The organism is Leyella stercorea, assembly GCF_021531655.1.
Window position 1 is genome coordinate 17,060 of sequence record NZ_JADYUF010000004.1, and the last position, 17,313, is coordinate 34,372.

The 17,313-nt window shown below is 51.9% G+C and carries 11 protein-coding genes and 4 tRNA genes; 12 read left to right on the forward strand and 3 right to left on the reverse strand.

The annotated features are described in order from the left end of the window. Positions 1 to 29 precede the first annotated feature (29 nt). From I6E49_RS01840 to rnr, 7 genes are all read left to right on the forward strand, one after another. Positions 30 to 1,469, forward strand: a complete 1,440-nt coding sequence (locus I6E49_RS01840; RefSeq protein ID WP_235400130.1) for a RagB/SusD family nutrient uptake outer membrane protein — start codon at positions 30 to 32, stop codon at positions 1,467 to 1,469. A gap of 20 nt (positions 1,470 to 1,489) precedes the next feature. Further along, positions 1,490 to 2,392, forward strand: coding sequence for a Calx-beta domain-containing protein (locus I6E49_RS01845; RefSeq protein WP_235400131.1), 903 nt, complete (start codon positions 1,490 to 1,492; stop codon positions 2,390 to 2,392). Between the two features lie 38 nt (positions 2,393 to 2,430). Then, the gene (locus I6E49_RS01850; RefSeq protein WP_235400132.1) at positions 2,431 to 4,041 is read left to right on the forward strand and encodes a hypothetical protein; all 1,611 of its coding nucleotides are present in this window, start codon (positions 2,431 to 2,433) and stop codon (positions 4,039 to 4,041) included. Between the two features lie 280 nt (positions 4,042 to 4,321). Next, the gene (locus I6E49_RS01855; RefSeq protein WP_235400133.1) at positions 4,322 to 5,920 is read left to right on the forward strand and encodes a C10 family peptidase; all 1,599 of its coding nucleotides are present in this window, start codon (positions 4,322 to 4,324) and stop codon (positions 5,918 to 5,920) included. Between the two features lie 14 nt (positions 5,921 to 5,934). Beyond that, positions 5,935 to 6,609 carry a hypothetical protein gene (locus I6E49_RS01860; protein WP_235400134.1) on the forward strand — a complete coding sequence of 225 codons (675 nt, stop codon included), beginning with the start codon at positions 5,935 to 5,937 and terminating at the stop codon, positions 6,607 to 6,609. 259 nt (positions 6,610 to 6,868) lie between these two features. After that, positions 6,869 to 7,633 (forward strand): hypothetical protein, encoded by a 765-nt coding sequence (locus I6E49_RS01865; protein ID WP_235400135.1) that lies wholly within the window; start codon positions 6,869 to 6,871, stop codon positions 7,631 to 7,633. Between the two features lie 150 nt (positions 7,634 to 7,783). After that, entirely contained in the window at positions 7,784 to 9,979 is a 2,196-nt protein-coding gene (gene rnr, locus I6E49_RS01870; RefSeq protein ID WP_235400136.1) for a ribonuclease R, read from the forward strand. A gap of 294 nt (positions 9,980 to 10,273) precedes the next feature. On the opposite strand, the gene I6E49_RS01875 is transcribed toward rnr, so the two are convergent. Then, positions 10,274 to 10,346: transfer RNA gene (locus I6E49_RS01875), tRNA-Phe, on the reverse strand. Positions 10,347 to 10,594: 248 nt separating this feature from the next. Here I6E49_RS01875 and I6E49_RS01880 point away from each other — a divergent pair. From I6E49_RS01880 to I6E49_RS01895, 4 genes are all read left to right on the forward strand, one after another. Further along, positions 10,595 to 10,667 (forward strand) — tRNA-Pro (locus I6E49_RS01880). 105 nt (positions 10,668 to 10,772) lie between these two features. After that, positions 10,773 to 12,320, forward strand: a complete 1,548-nt coding sequence (locus tag I6E49_RS01885; RefSeq protein ID WP_235400137.1) for a sulfatase — start codon at positions 10,773 to 10,775, stop codon at positions 12,318 to 12,320. Between the two features lie 100 nt (positions 12,321 to 12,420). Further along, positions 12,421 to 13,779 (forward strand): sodium-dependent transporter, encoded by a 1,359-nt coding sequence (locus I6E49_RS01890; protein ID WP_235400138.1) that lies wholly within the window; start codon positions 12,421 to 12,423, stop codon positions 13,777 to 13,779. A gap of 4 nt (positions 13,780 to 13,783) precedes the next feature. Continuing rightward, positions 13,784 to 15,145, forward strand: coding sequence for a sodium-dependent transporter (locus tag I6E49_RS01895; RefSeq protein ID WP_235400139.1), 1,362 nt, complete (start codon positions 13,784 to 13,786; stop codon positions 15,143 to 15,145). Positions 15,146 to 15,417: 272 nt separating this feature from the next. Here the strand turns inward: I6E49_RS01895 and I6E49_RS01900 are convergent. Then, positions 15,418 to 15,491: transfer RNA gene (locus tag I6E49_RS01900), tRNA-Asn, on the reverse strand. A gap of 264 nt (positions 15,492 to 15,755) precedes the next feature. Between I6E49_RS01900 and I6E49_RS01905 the strand changes: the two genes are divergently transcribed. Continuing rightward, on the forward strand, positions 15,756 to 16,853 hold the full coding sequence (locus I6E49_RS01905) for a retropepsin-like aspartic protease (protein WP_235400140.1): 1,098 nt from the start codon (positions 15,756 to 15,758) through the stop codon (positions 16,851 to 16,853). A gap of 304 nt (positions 16,854 to 17,157) precedes the next feature. Here I6E49_RS01905 and I6E49_RS01910 read toward each other — a convergent pair. Beyond that, positions 17,158 to 17,231 (reverse strand) — tRNA-Asn (locus I6E49_RS01910). Positions 17,232 to 17,313: the final 82 nt, after the last annotated feature.

The window sequence follows — 17,313 nt, forward strand, 5'->3', positions numbered from 1 at the left end:
CAAGTAACGAAACAAAAGGAACTGAATTTATGAAAAAGATATTTATCGGAATGGCTATCCTCTCGGCTGGATTATTCACGTCGTGCAGCGACTTCCTGACCGAGGAGCCAAAGCAGGAACAGAGCAACGAGCTGACGTTCGCAACATTCGACGGCGTGAACAAGGCTGCCGCCGCTATGTATGGAATGTTCCAGAGCGATGCATGGTACGACGGCGAATTCACGCTTATGTCTGAACTGCGCTGCGGCAATGCCAAGAACCCGACATCGGTGCCGGGCTCGGGACGCTACCGCTCAGACACACAATGGATATACAGCGACCGCAGCACTTCGCCCCTATGGAGCTACGCCTACTACACAATAGCACGTGCCAACAACGTGATAAACAATCTCGACGACAAGGTAGGCGTGGACGCTACACAGCAGCAGGTAAACAATGTCAAGGCCGAGGCGCTCTTCATTCGCGCCCTGTGCTACTTCGACCTTGTGATAACCTACTGCCAGCCCTACAACTACAATGCCACCGAGGACGACAAGATGGGTGTGCCACTGGTGCTCGTAACCGAGAACGGCAAGCCCGCACGCGACTCTAAGGAGAACGTATACAATCAGATTGTTGCCGACTTGCTGCAGGCTGAGAGCATAATGGCTGACGACTACGTACGTGCAGGCGTTACCGACAAGGCTGCAACTCCTACAAAGCCTGCCATCCAGGCACTGCTCTCGCGCGTATACCTTTATATGAACAAGTGGCAGGAAGCTGCCGACTACGCCACAAAGGTTATCAACAACAAGAAGTATGAACTTGCTCCGGCTGACGCTTATGCAGCTATGTTCTCGGCAGCTACGGCTCCTGAGGGCGGCGAGATAATCTTCGAGGTGTACGGTTCGGACAAGAACGAGTATTGGGACAACTCTGGTTGGGCTCACCTTCCATACATCACCACTACCGACGACAAAGGTTCGCACGGCGACGTTTGCGCCACTAAGGACCTTTACGACCTCTACTCTGAGGGCGACATACGCAAATCGATGTACAAGCAGCACGGCAACGACTACTTCCCGACAAAGTATTCGGGCAAGCCGAAGGACTCTGACCCGAAATACACCAACGTTCCCATCCTGCGCCTTTCGGAGATGTACCTCAACCGTGCCGAGGCCATCATCAACGGAGCCTCTATTCAGGGCGTGACAGCCGAGAGCGATCTCCGCAAGATAGCTACAGTACGTGGCGCATCGCAGACAGCAGCTGCTACAAAGCAGGGCGTATTTGACGAGCGCCGTCGCGAGCTGGCTTTCGAGGGACACATAGCTGCCGACTACGCACGCTGCAACAAGTCGATGACACGTAAGGATTTCGACGACTCGAAGAACAAGGATGTGGCATTCCCAAGCTACATGTGGGCACTGCCTATACCTAACCGCGAGTGCACCGCCAATCCTAACGTGGCTCAGAACCCTGGTTATTAATCTAAAGAGAGAGAAAAGCTATGAAAATATTCAAGAATACAACCATAGTACTCGCAGCTCTTGCTGCCGTGGCACTCGCCTCGTGCAACAACGACCAGCCCGAGTTCAATGACAAGGATGCTTTCGTATCGTTCACCGACACAAAGGCTTCGATCGACGAAAACAAGGCAACACTCGAAATACCCGTACAGCTTTCGTCGCTCAAGGGAAAGGAAGGCTCTGTCGACTTCGAGATTACTCCCGACAAGACAGCACCTGCCGTAGAGGGCACCAACTACACCGTTGCCAACGCTACGCGCACGCTCACCTTCACCAAGGAATCCAACGTGCAGAACATCAAGCTCAACATCGTTGACCTTGCAGGCACATTCACCGGCGACCTCCGTCTGAACATCAAGCTCAAGAATGCGCAGGGCGTAAACCTTGGAGCCGAAAGTTCGTTCGATGTGACAATCGTCGATCTCGACCACCCGTTGGCTTTCATGCTCGGAACGTTCAGAGCAAGCGGAACTTCACAGTATAACGGTGCTGAAACTTGGACAGTCAATATTGCCAAGGACGACAAAGACGTCAACAAAGTATGGATTACCAATATGGTACTTGGTGCCTCGTCGCCTAATTATCCTATATACGGAACCGTAAACGAAGAGAAGACCGAGATACGCATTCCTGCATATCAGGTAATGGGGAAGAGCAGTTCTTATCCAGCCGTATTGTTCACCATCCTGGATTCAGAAGGAGAAAACCTTGTTGAAGACTATATGCTCGGCAAGATAACAACCGATGCCAACGGCAAGGCTATCATCACATTCGCCGACAACTTCTTCGGTACAGGTGCCTTCGACTCTGCTACACCTTCGGAGTCCGCATTTAAGGGATTCTTCAATCTATATCAGCCTGGTGTAGTGTTCAAGAAGAACTAAGTAAATAGATATTCACACTAACAACGACACATATAATTATGAAAAAGTTATTATATAGTCTTGCAGTCGCCTTTGCAGGTATTGCAGCCCTCACGGGCTGTACTACCTTCGACGACGAGCACTCAGAGCACTATGGCGAAGGCCCTGCCGTAGCCATAAATCTGACGGAGACCAAGGACAACTCGTTCACATTCACCGTCAATCCGGCTGAAGGCACCAACTATTATGCCTACACCGTTGTTGAGGGCGACGAAGCCGAGGACGTAAGCGAGGACGATGTGCTCAAGAAAACGATGGGTGGCATAAGCGAAGCCATCGTTAACTACTCGAAGGCAGCATCTACTACCGTCAACATGCTCAACTCAAAGGGCGAGGGCATCTGCTCGCCCAACAAATCGTATGTTATCTACGCCGTAGCTGCCAATGCCAATGGCATTACCGGTAAGGTACAGTCGCTCGTGGTGAAGACCACCGACGGCAATGCTCCTACACTCGAACCGTACGAAGCAGGCGACCCGTCGGCTGAGACAACCGTTACATTCTCTGAGCCTGTATTCAAGGGCGAAGGCACCGTTTCGGCTAAGTACTATCAGGAGTGGGGCGACGGCGAATTCATCAACGTGCCTGCTGACAAGGTTCACGCAACAATCAATGGCGCCAACGTGACATTCACTGTCGACGACGTTCCTGCCGGAGCATACGTGCTCTATTCTTGGACTGAGGGTGCATTCAAGGACAGTTTCGGCAACAAGTGTCCGGCTGAGAACACCGTTATCGGCGACGAGGGATTCGTAGGCGTATACAACCGCCAGCCGCTCAAGCCGTTTGCCATCGAAGCCAAGCAGTTCACACCTGCCTCAGGCAGCACAATCGGCGAGTACGACAAGTTCAAAGGCGTTATAACATTCGCTTTCGACGTATTCCGCAACGACATTGAGGAGTCGGACGACTGCGTAAAGCCAGGCGACCTCTCGCTCACTTACTCTAACGCCAAGCGCTCTACAACCATCAATCTCGACCCGAGCGACTGGAGCGTAAACGGCAAGACCGTCACATTCAAGATGCCCGAGGCTGCTGTCGAAGGCGACAAGGTGACACTGAAGATAAAGGAAGGCGTCATCATGGACATCAACGGCAACGGCAACGAGGCTTTCGCTTCTACCGACGTAGCATGGAAGTACGACGGCTTCACAGCCACAGCTGCTATGCTCGAGGGCAACTACACGCTGACATACTACTCTGCCCGTGAGAAAAAGAAAGTGACCAACCATGTGACTATAACCAAAGCCACGACTAACAACGAGGACGGCACCAAGTTTGTCATCAGCGGACTGTACGCAGCCGGCAGCCAGGTTGCCGCTGTAGCCGACTATGCTAACAACCGACTCTACATCTTGCCAGGCTATGGAGTAGGCACGTATGACAAGAATGGTATTTCGGGAGTCATCATTACATTCTCGGCAAGCCAAGCCAAATCTATTGAATGCAAGATCAACAAGGACGGCAGCATCACTACATCCGACCTTGCACTTGCATTATATGTTAAAGGTGAAGGAGTAGTTGATTTCTTAGACTTACTGAAAAATGCCAAGTTTGTCAAGACTACATCAGCTGCCAAAGCCAAGAGCCGTCGTGCAGCCAGAAAGTAAGAATTAAGGAAAATGAACCTTAAGTAAACCATACTGAAGTCCCCACTCTACATTGCATAAGTAATGTGGGGTGGGGATTTTGCTTTCACCGAAATCTGCATGCCCTGCAAAAGGAGTCCTTTTGATGTGTAAAAGGAGTCCTTTTGGCATCTAAAAGGAGTCCTTTTGCAGGGCAAAACGAGTCCTTTTGAACAGCAAAAGGACTACATTTGGAAAGCCACCGCATCCAGACGGGTCTACAACGAGCAAAAAAACCTGTTACAATCAAGAAAACAACAATATGAAAAGGATTTTACTGACATCAATCTTCGCCATCACCGCCATTGCCGCCGTGCTTGCCAAGCCCGTCACACCCGACGCTGCCAAGGCCAAGGCACAGCAGATTATGGGCAGCCGCTTTGAGGGATTCGACACAGCCGACGCCCGCGTCACTGCCGTGAGCCACAACGGCACTGCCGCCTACTACGTAGTGCAGTTTGCCAAAGGATGGACTCTCATAGCCGCCGACGACACCTCGCAGCCGCTCATAGGCTATTCCGACACGGGCATCTATCAAACAGAGGGCCAGCCCGAGAGCGTAAGTGCCATGATGGGATGCTTCGCCGAGCGCATAGTGCAGCGCGCCCATCGGCTCACATCCGTTGCCGAGGGATGGGCCAAGGAGTCGGCTACGCGTCCGCTTCGTGCCGCCACACGTGCCACGAAGGCTGCCGTGGCACCGCTCATCAAGGTCAACTGGAACCAAAGCGGATCGTACAAGAAGTACTGTCCGAAGGACGGCAACGGCCAGGCCATAGTAGGTTGCGTGGCTGTAGGAATGGCTCAGGCTATGAGTGTGGCTCAGTGGCCCAAGCGTCCGACGGGCGAATTCGGCTACGACAGCAAGACTTACGGCTATCAATACATCAACTACGACAAGGAGCCTGCCTACAACTGGGACGCAATACTGAGCGGTGCCAACGGCAACGACGACGTGGCACGACTGCTGTGGCACTGCGGTGTGGCGGTAAGGATGGATTACGGAGTAGACGGTTCGGGCACGCAAGACTCGTACATAGCCACTGCCCTGCCCCGCAACTTCGGCTATTCAGCTTCTACCGTAAAGTATGTGCAGCGTAAGAGTTATACCGATGCCCAGTGGGACGACCTCGTTTATGGCGAACTGGCAGCCGGACGTGCCGTGTGCCTTAGCGGTCAGGACCTCAAGAACGGCTACGGCCACTGCTTCAATATTGACGGCTACGACAACGGAGCCTATCACGTCAACTGGGGATGGGGCGGTGCCAACAACGGCTACTTTGAACTCACGGCTCTCAAGGACCCTACAATGAACATGGACTACAGCGCCCCTGCCTACCAGAGCCTCATCATAGGCATACAGAAACCTACAAGCACCGTGGTGGCACAGGGACCGCAGGACATAACAATATCTGAAACATCCGTGGCAAGCGACGCTGCCGTAGGCACAGTGGTTGGCGATGTGAGCGTGGTGTTCGATACGGGTCTGGCTCCCGAGTACGGGCTGACGGTGACTGGCACGAAATACAATGCCATAACACACAGATATAATAAGGTGCCGTTCGGCATTACGGACGGGCAGCTGGTCACCACCGATGCAATACCGACCGACAAGACTTCGATAGACATCAAGATAACAGCCACCGACGAGTACAACTACAAGCTCGACAAGACATTCACCATAACCATTACCGCCCCTACTGCCATCAGCACGATAGGCAGCGACAACGACGCAATAGTCAGCACCACCTATTATAATATAGAGGGCCAGCGTGTCGACAAGGCGCAGCACGGCACATACATCGTGGTGTACACGCTGAAGAGCGGCAAGAAACGCACGGCTAAGATTGTGAAACAATAAAACTACGCAATACTATGAAACGACTTCTTACGATTGCTTTCTGTCTGCTGCTCGCAGTAGTGGCAGCGCATGCCAAGTATGTGCCCAACACCAAGTGGCCATACGTATATGAGGACTTCACCAAAGGCACCGTCTACTCTGCCGACAACCAGAAGAGCGAGGGACTGCTCAACATCCACCTCGCCGGCAACGTGCTTCACTATGTGGGCAAGGACGGCAAGGTGTATGCCAACGACAACCATCGCATAGCGCGCGTTGAGATAGGGCAGGATGCCTATATCGTAGTTGACAACCGTCTGATGCAGATTGTCAGTCAGAAGGGTGCCGATGTGCTGCTCAAGCTGGAGCTTGCCGACTTCAGCCAGCTCACCCAAGGCTCGGGCGGAGCATACGGTTCGTCGCTCAATTCGTCTGCCTCCAACCAGCTGTCGTCGCTCGACCTGGGCGGACTCAACCGTCCCGAACATGGCATGATGCTGCAGGAGAAGCACGACGGACGCGAAATACCCGTCAGCACCGTCTACTACTTCGCCATAGGCGGACAATGCATCGAGGCCAACAAGGGCGAGGTGATGAAGTATGCCGGCGAAGAGCGCAAGGCAGAACTCACCCGTTTCATTAAAGAAAAGAAGGTGAAATGGAAGAACGAGGACAGCCTCAAGACTGTGCTGGAATACCTGAGCAGGTGATATAAAGCATCAGCAGATTGATTAATAAGATAGCGTTTATTCCGCTACGAACACTCATTGTGAACTGTTCGGAGCGGAACAAACGCTATTTTTAATTCAATCCTAATAATTATGAAAACCGTAGAAGTTGGCGGTCTGACAACAATTTTATGCCTAAATTCTTGTATACACAAGAAATTTGTACTAATTTTGCAGCACAATTCAACAATCGTTGGTATATATTAACATTTTAATCAATTAAACACAAAGAACAAAAGCAATGAAAACCAAAACGATCCTGAAGTCGCTTATCATCGCAATCATCATATTGGCAGGCTCGCTGCAAGCCGACGCACAAGAGAACCAGAAGAAGAGTATTTTCGGAATTGCCAACCGCGTAGGTCTTGGTGTAGGCGCAGGTACAGAGGGTATCGGCATCGACGTAGCCACTCCGCTGAGCCGTTATGTACACGCCAGCTTCGGTGTGAACATCATGCCCGACATCAAGATCAACACCACTGCCACCGCAACTATCGAAGAGTTGGACCAGGACGAGGAAATCGACATCACCGGAGGCATCGGCCGCACTACGTTCAACCTTAAGTTCGACTGCTATCCCTTCCCCAATTCAAGCTCGTTCTTCGTAACAGCCGGATTGTCGTTCGGCGGCGACAAGATTATAAAGATTACCGGTCACAGCGACGAACTTGCCGCACTTGTAGCTCAAGGCAAGGATGCCGGCATCGAAATCGGCGAATACAACATTCCCGTTGACGAGAACGGTGACGTTAACGGTGGCGTAAAGGTGAAGAACTTCCGCCCGTATCTGGGTCTGGGCTTCGGCCGTATGATTCCTAAGAAGCGCGTTGCTGTACGCTTCGAAATGGGCGCCCAGTTCCAGGGCAAACCCGTTATATATGCCGACGGCGTTGGCGATCTGCAGAAAGTAGTAGGTCAGGACCCCGACGACGACATCTCCAAGATACTCGACTACGTGAAGGTTTATCCCGTGATAAAGCTTTCTATCAGAGGAAGAATTCTGTAATTAGATACGCATAAATCCCCACCCCCAGCCAATACAGCTGGAGGGTGGGGCTTTTTCTTTTCATATATTTTTAACGGGGCATTCTGCCGTTTTCTCAATTATTTTTTGTTTATTTGCATAATAATATTGTCAACTAAAAACAAAAATACTATGGGAAAAGGTAAAAAAGGCGGCAAGCGAATGACAAAGAAACAGCTTGCCCCGAAACTTGAGGAACTCTTCACCTCCAATCCCGGCAAGACAATGTCGTTCAAGGAGATTTTCCGTGCTCTGCATCTTGACACCCATCCACTCAAAATGCTCGCCATCGACATCATGGAAGAGATGGCTTGGGACGACTTCATCACCAAGGTGAGCGACAACTCCTACCAGCTCAACATGAAAGGGCAGGTGCAGGAGGGCGTGTTCCAGCGCAAGACAAACGGCAAGAACAGCATAATGCCCGACGGTTCGGACAAACCTATCTTCGTGGCTGAGCGCAACTCGATGTGGGCACTGACCGGCGACCGCGTGCGTTTCGCATGTATGGCACGACGCAAGAACCATATCAAGGAGGCGCAGGTTATCGAAATACTCAAACGTGCGAAGGATACGTTCGTCGGACGATTGTCGTTCGACCACGACCTGTGTACTCTCATCTCGCCATCCAACGTACTTGCCAACAGCATCATCATTCCGCGACGCAAGCTGAAGGGCGGCAAGGACGGCGACAACGCTGTCGTTCACATCGTGGAATGGCCCGACCAGGACCATCGCAATATGATAGGCGAGGTGGTGGACGTGCTGGGCAAGGCTGGCAACAACGATGTTGAGATGAACACTATACTTGCACAATACGGTCTGCCGTACAAGTATCCGAAGAACGTGGAGGAGGCTGCCGAGAAGATTTCGGCTGAGATAACACCCGAAGACTATGCCGAACGCGAGGACTTCCGCGACACTTTCACCTGCACCATCGACCCTAAGGACGCCAAGGACTTCGACGACGCGCTGTCAATCAAGAAGCTTAAGGACGGACTTTGGGAGGTAGGCGTACACATAGCCGACGTGAGCCACTACGTCAAGGAGGGTTCGGTGATAGACAAGGAGGCTGTGAAGCGTGCCACAAGTATATATCTCGTCGACCGCACCATACCGATGCTGCCCGAACGTCTGTGCAACTTCATCTGCTCGTTGCGTCCCGACGAGGAGAAGCTGGCATTCTCCGTCATCTTCAATCTCGACGACGACGCCAACGTGAAGAAATACCGCATAGTTCACACCGTGATAAAGTCAAACCGCCGCTACGCCTACGAAGAGGTGCAGCAGCTGCTTGAGGACAACGGCGTTGTGGACGGAACGGGCAATCCGGCTCCTCCTGCTCCTAAGGAAGGATACCGTGGCGAGAATGCCGACGCACTCATTCAGCTCGACCGTCTGGCAAAGAAGCTGCGCGCGGCACGCTTCAAGAACGGAGCCGTGAAGTTCGACCGCGAGGAACTTCACTTCGATGTAGACGAAAAGGGCAAGCCTATACGCTGCTACTTCAAGCGCTCGAAGGATGCCAACAAGCTCATCGAGGAGTTTATGTTGCTCGCCAACCGCACGGTGGCTGAATCTGTCGGCAAGGTGGCAAAGGGTAAAAAGCCCAAGACTCTGCCCTATCGTATACACGACAATCCCGACCCGACGAAGCTGGAGACGCTGCGCGAGTTTGTAGTGAAGTTCGGATACAAGATGAAGACCGACGGAACGAAGGGCGCATTGGCTAAGTCGCTCAACACGCTTATGTCGGCTTGTGAGGGCAAGCGCGAGCAAAACCTCATACAGACCGTGGCTCTGCGTGCCATGATGAAGGCTAAGTACTCCATCCACAACATCGGACACTTCGGACTGGCATTCGACTATTACACTCACTTCACATCGCCCATACGCCGCTATCCCGACACTATGGTGCACCGACTCATCACCCGTTATCAGCAGGGTGGACGTTCTGCCAACAAGGAGCACTACGAAGAGCTGTGCGAACACTCGTCGGAGATGGAGCAGGTTGCAGCCAATGCCGAGCGCGACTCGATAAAGTACAAGGCTGTGGAGTTTATGTCAGAACGCATCGGCAATGTCTACGATGCGCACATCTCGGGCATCCAGTCGTACGGAATATACTGCGAGATAGACGAAAACCACTGCGAAGGACTGGTGCCCATGCGCGATCTTGACGACGACTACTACGACTTCGACGAGCGCAACTACTGCCTCGTGGGTCGCCGACATCACCACAAGTACCAGCTGGGTGACCCAATAAAGATTAAGGTAGCGCAAGCCAATCTCGAAAAGAAGCAGCTCGACTTCACGCTGGCAGAGTAAAAGGTGAGTTGAGAATTGAAAGTTGAGAAAAAGCTTACATCTATCCGTACACTACTTTTTTTGAACAACAAATTAATGCGTAGTTTTTTTGAACGACAATACTGACAATGGTCGACAATAGGACAAGCGATATTATCTGTTGCCCACACGATTAAAAATATTGTCAAGCATTGTCAATATTGTCGTTTAATAAAAAAGTAATTGATGTTGTTGTGTTGTAATCACAACACAACAACAAAACAACATAAAACACAAAAAAGCAGTTAAGATTTCTCTTAACTGCTTTTTTGTCTGTGGTGCCACCAGGAATCGAACCGGGGACACAAGGATTTTCAGTCCTTTGCTCTACCATCTGAGCTATGGCACCAACTGTATTTCTTAATTGCGAGTGCAAAGGTAATGCTTTTTGTTCATTCCCACAACTTTTTATCCGTATTTTTATCCATTTGCACTAAAATTCATTGTAAAACACACTACAGGCACCCCCTACAAGCACCAAATACAATATAAAATGCATATCATTGGAAAGATTTTATGAAAAAATTGCGTGTATATCAGAAAAAACCTGTACCTTTGCACTCGCTTTTGAGACATAAATGTCGCAACCGAAGCAATCGGGATGTAGCGCAGTTGGTAGCGCACTACGTTCGGGACGTAGGGGTCGCAAGTTCGAATCTTGTCATCCCGACCCTAAAGACAGCTGAAACAAATTGTTTCAGCTGTCTTTTTTTGCCCTTTACACTACTTTTAGTAACTTTGCAGTTATAACCCGAGATACTAAAAACTTCAGCTTATGAACAAATCTTTAGCTTTCGCAGCAGCATCGCTTGCCGTCACCGCCACAGCAACGGCAGCCCCCAACGACAACGCAGGCAGCGCACGTCGCCCCAACATCATCCTCTTTCTTGTCGACGACATGGGTTGGCAGGACACCTCACTACCCTTCTGGACCGAGCGCACACAATATAATAAGGTGTACGAGACGCCCAACATGGAGCGCCTGGCACGCCAAGGCATGATGTTCACGCAGGCTTATGCCGCCAGCGTCAGCTCACCTTCGCGTTGCAGCCTCATCACGGGCGCCAACAACGCACGCCACCGTGTGACGAACTGGACGCTCGAACGCGACAAGTCGGTGGACTTACCGAGCGACGTGGTGGACTGTCCCGACTGGAACATCAACGGCGTATCGCAGGTGGCAGGCACTCCACACACCTACGTGGGCACATCGTTCGTAGAACTGCTGCGCCACAGCGGCTATCACACCATACATTGCGGCAAGGCGCATTTCGGCGCTATGGACACTCCGGGCGAGAATCCTACACACTGGGGATTTGAAGTGAACATTGCCGGACACGCTGCCGGCGGACTCGCAACTTACCTGAGCGAGCTGAACTACGGACACACCAAGGACGGCAAACCAACTTCGCTTATGTCCATACCGGGTCTGGAGAAGTACTGGGGAACCGGAACTTTCGTCACCGAAGCACTCACCAAGGAGGCAATAGGAGCACTTGACAAGGCAAAGAAATACAATCAGCCCTTCTTTCTGTATATGTCGCACTACGCCATACACATACCTATCGACCGCGACGAACGCTTCTTCTCGAAGTATGTACGCAAAGGCTTGAGCGACAAGGAGGCTGCTTACGCTTCGCTGATTGAGGGAATGGACAAGAGTCTGGGCGACCTCATGGACTGGGTGGAGCGCAACGGCGAGAAGGACAACACCATAATACTCTTCATGAGCGACAACGGCGGACTCGCCACCAACCCCACCTGGCGCGACGGCGAACTCTTCCACCAGAACTATCCACTATTAAGCGGCAAGTGTTCGCTCTACGAGGGTGGCATACGCGAGCCTATGATAGTGTCGTGGCCGGGCGTGACACGCGCCGGATCGAAGTGCGACAAGTACACGATGATTGAAGACTTCTACCCCACCATTCTCGAAATGGCTGGCGTAAACAAGTACAAGACCGTGGCACCGGTAGACGGAATCTCGTTCGTTCCGATGCTGCGCGAGACGGGCGACACATCAAAAGGGCGTGCACTGGTGTGGAACTTCCCCAACGTATGGGGAAACAACGGACCCGGCATCAACCTCAACTGCGCCATACGCAAGGACGAGTGGAAGCTGATATACTACTACGACACGGGCCGCAAGGAACTCTTCAACATTCCTGCCGACATCAGCGAGCAGCACAATGTGGCTGCCGAACACAAGGACATCGTGAAGCGTCTGTCGCGCGAACTGGGCGAATACCTGCGCCGTGTAGGTGCCCAGCGACCCACGTTCAAGTCTGACGGAAAGCCATGTCCATGGCCCGATGAAGTATAAAACAGCACAATAAAAGACGTATAATGTTACGGTTTGCTTCTAAATGTCGAATATTTTTTATAATTTTGCACCCTCGATAGGATATAAATTATAAAAACACATGTCACAAGAAAGAGTAAACTTCGGAAGCAAACTGGGAATGATTCTCGCAACGGCGGGTTCGGCGGTAGGACTGGGCAACGTATGGCGATTTCCATACATGACCGGCCAGAACGGCGGAGCCGCCTTTATACTTATATATATAGCGTGCGTGCTGGTGCTCGGCATACCCTGCATGATGAACGAATTCATCATAGGCCGCCACGGAGCAGCCAATACGGGACGCGCCTACGGCGAGATAGGCACTGCAAAGGCATGGCGGTTGGTGGGCTGCATGAGCGTGCTCACCGGATTTATCATCACAAGCTACTATGCAGTAGTGTCTGGATGGTGCCTGCAATACATCTTCGCCTCGGCATTCGGCGAGCTTAACGGCAATCCGCAGTACATCACCCAGTACTTCCAGGAATTCTCCGCTTCGCCCATACGTCCCGTATTCTGGACGGTGGCAATACTCGCGCTGACCCACTTCGTGATAATACACGGTGTGCGCAGCGGCATAGAGCGTGCGTCAAAGATGATGATGCCGACGCTGTTTGTGCTGCTCGTAGTGGTTGTAATAGGCTCGTGCATGCTGCCCGGAGCCGGTAAGGGCGTGGAATTTCTGCTACGTCCCGACTTTTCAAAGATGGACTCAAGCGTATTTCTTGCCGCTATGGGCCAGTCGTTCTATTCGCTCAGCATCGGCATGGGCTGCATCTGCACCTTCGCAAGCTATTTTTCGCGCAAGGCCAACCTCATGAAGTCGGCTGTCAACATAGTTGTCATCGACTCACTCATAGCCATTCTGGCAGGATTGATGATATTCCCAGCCGCCTTTTCGGTAGGCGTCAATCCCGACTCAGGTCCGTCGCTGATATTCATCACACTCCCCAACGTATTCAAGGAAGCCTTTGCCACGATGCCGATAATAGGCACCGTGATAGCCATCATGTTCTACGTGCTGCTGTCGCTGGCTGCGCTGACGTCGCTCATCTCGCTGCACGAGGTGTCGACAGCGTTCTTCTACGAGGAGCTGCACACCACACGCAAGAAGGCGGCAACGCTCGTCACGGTGTCGCTGTGCGTGTTAGGTGCCCTGTGTTCGCTCTCGATAGGTGGCAGAGAATGGCTCGTGATAGGCGGAAAGTCGCTGTTCGACCTCTTCGACTTTGTCACCGGACAGATAATGCTGCCCATAGCAGGATTCCTGACATGTATATTCCTGGGATGGGTGGTGCCGCGCCAGACCGTCAAGGACGAGTTCACCAATTGGGGAACTCTGCGCTCTACGCTCTTCGGCGTGTACATACTACTGATTCGCTACGTCTGCCCCGTGTGCATCGTAGCAATATTCCTCAACCAACTCGGCATAATCTAACACCATGAGCAATAATTCAAGAGCAGGCTTCGCCACCAAGTTCGGGGCGGTGCTTGCAACGGCAGGCTCGGCAGTGGGTCTCGGCAACGTGTGGCGCTTCCCGTATATGACGGGCCACGACGGCGGCGCTGCGTTCATACTCGTATATATAATATGTGTACTCATGCTCGGAATACCGGGCATGATAAGCGAGTTCATCATCGGCAGACACGCCGGATCGAACGCTGCACGAGCCTATCGCCGCCTGGCTTCGGGCAAGTGGTGGATGCTGGTGGGCGTGATGGGTGCCATCACCTCAATGATAATACTCGGATTTTATGCCGTCATAGCCGGATGGTGTCTGCAATATCTGTATGCGTCGCTTATGGGTGGCATCAACGGCGACGCTGCCTACGTGGCTGAATACTTCAAGGAATTCACCACCGACCCGCTTATGCCAGTCGTATGGACGGTTGCATTCATCGTGCTGACACACCTCGTTGTGGTGAAGGGTGTGCGCAGCGGCATCGAGAAAGTGTCCAATCTGCTCATGCCGACGCTGTTCATCCTGCTCATCATCATCGTCATTGCCTCGTGCATGTTGCCCGGAGCGTGGCGCGGAGTTGACTTTCTGCTCAACCCCGACTTCTCGAAGATGAACCGCGACGTATTCCTTGACGCACTGGGTCAGGCATTCTTCTCGCTGTCACTGGGCACGGCGTGCCTGTGTACATACGCTTCGTACTTCAAGCGCAGCGCCAACCTGTCGAAGACGGCTTGCCAGATAGCGTTGATAGACATGCTTGTGGCGATACTCGCCGGACTCATGATATTCCCCGCAGCCTTCTCCGTAGGCATCAATCCCGACTCGGGTCCGTCACTGATATTCATCACCCTGCCCAACGTTTTCCACGAAGCGTTCGGCTCAATGCCCATCATAGGCTACGTGATAAGCGTGCTGTTCTATATGCTTCTGGCACTGGCTGCACTCACGTCGACCATCTCCATGCACGAGATAGGCACCGCCTTCCTGTACGAAGAGCTGCACGTGTCGCGCCGTACGGGTGCCACTATCGAGACCGCAATATGTAGTGTGATAGGTATAATGTGTGCGCTGTCGTGCGGAGCGTCCGATGCGTTCGTGTTCAACGGCAAGTCGCTGCTCGACTGCTGCGACTTCTTCACGGCACAGATACTCATGCCTCTGGGCGCTTTCCTCACAAGCATACTATTAGGATGGATTGTTCCGCGCCGTCTGGTACACCGCGAGTTCACCAACAACGGCACAGTCTCGCGCCACATATGGCGCATCTACCTTTTCGCCGTACGCTTCGTGTGCCCGATATGCATCATCGCAGTGTTCCTGCATCAGGCAGGAGTGATATAAAGCAAGCTGAGAACTTTTCCAGTTGAGAGTTGAGAATTTAGAGAGTGGAAAGTTTAGAGTGGAGAGTTTAGAGTGGAGAGTTATGATTGCCTATAAACATTTACAAGTATGTTCACAAATTATTATTGACGACACAGCATATCATAACTCTCAACTCTCCACTCTCAATTATCAACTCACCCCATAACTCTCAACTCTCAATTTTAAACTCTCAACTAAAAAAAGTAAAGCCTCGCAAATCTTTCGACTTGCGAGGCTTTACTTTTTTTCAGCGCTTCAAGATGGACTTGAACCAACGACCCCCTGATTAACAGTCAGGTGCTCTAACCAACTGAGCTATTGAAGCATTATGTTTGAGCAATCTTGTCTGCTTGATTGCGGGTGCAAAGGTAAGAAGTTTTTTGCAAACACGAAAAATTTTCGGCTGTTTTTTTTCATTTTTCTATAATAAATAGAATTTGGCGTACATTTTAGGGGACATACGACAGAATAAAGTGATACAACAATTAATGCAGCACTGACAATAGGAGGAGGGCGTGTCAAAAGTCAAAGCAGCACGCCCCGAAGGGGCAGAAGCACATGAGGGCGTGTCAAAACTCCCTCCTTCTGTATGACGGCACACGCACAATTTGCCGTGACCATACCCTACGCTATGGAGCGTGGCAAGATGATAGTCAGCGCCGAGGTGAACGGCGTGAAGGGCCGCGTCGTGCTCGATACGGGAGCACCGTGCGCCCTCTCGTCCGACTTCGCCCGCAAGGCCGGCATCAGTTCGGGACAAGAAATTACGGCAAGCGACTCCAATGGCAACCCCGTAAAGACGCGCGTGCTGATGCTCGGATCGCTCAAGCTGGGCAGCACAAACTTCCAGAAGGTGCAGGCGCTGGAGCTTGACATGAAGGACAATCCCGTGTTCAGCCTGTTCCATATCGACGGACTCATAGGCTACACGTTGCTGAAAATGGGCACATTGAGCATATATGGACGCGAGCACAAGGCCGTGTTTGCATCGGCAGCTCCTACCGATGGCGACAGCAACACACGCTATGTGGCAATGCTACACCACCCCATGCTCGCCCTCATCCCGCTGCAAATAGGCAATGCAAAGGACACCGTCATGTTTGACAGCGGTGAAGACCGCGTCTACGTAATGTCGCGCCATAAGCACGATGAGCTTGCAGCACAGCACACCCAAGGCATCCGTACGCTTGGCGAAGGCATGGGATTCTCGTCGATGGGCGTAGGAGGCGTCGAAGCTGCGACACGCAAGGTACGCGTATGCACAGACACGCTTGCCCTGGCAGGCTACAAACTGGCTAACGTTTGCTGCATAGCCACCGACAATCCTACATCGCGCATCGGCACCGGACTGCTTGCCTATGGCGACATATCAATCGACTACCGGCACAACACCTTCGCATTCAGCCCCCACACCGACTCCACTCCCAATCTATACCAGCCCGACTGGGACGTTGTGCTCACCGTAACGCCCGACGGATGGTTGCGCGCCGGAATAGTATGGGACAAACGTCTTGCCATACACAGCGGCGACCGCATAGTGGAGGTGAACGGCCATCGGTTTGACGACAAGCTCGATATGCGCGAAGCAACAACCAAATCGTTCACAGCATTGTCGGGCAACAAGGCAGTGATTAAGTTCATAAACAAGAAGGGAAAGGAACAGAAGGTTGTGATAAAGAGAATTTAAAAGTTGAGAATTGATGTGTCAAAACTCAAACAACGCGGGCTGAAAGCCCAATAAGCACATAGCCCAGGGCAACACCCTGGGTGTAGGGATTGATGAAAACAAAACGCCCTGTAAGGGCAAAAGCATTGATTATTAACGCTTTTGCCCTTACAGGGCGTTTGATTGTTTGGGCATTTTCACCCAGGGTGTTACCCTGGGCTATGTGCTTCTGCCCCTTCGGGGCGTACTGCTTAAACTTTTGAGACACCCTCTTGAAAAAAGAAAAAGCCTCGCAAATCTTTCGACTTGCGAGGCTTTTCTTATGCGCTTCAAGATGGACTTGAACCAACGACCCCCTGATTAACAGTCAGGTGCTCTAACCAACTGAGCTATTGAAGCATTCTGTTTGAGCAATCTTGTTTCTTGATTGCGGGTGCAAAGTTAGCGGTTATTTTTCATTCCTCCAAACTTTTCGCAAGAA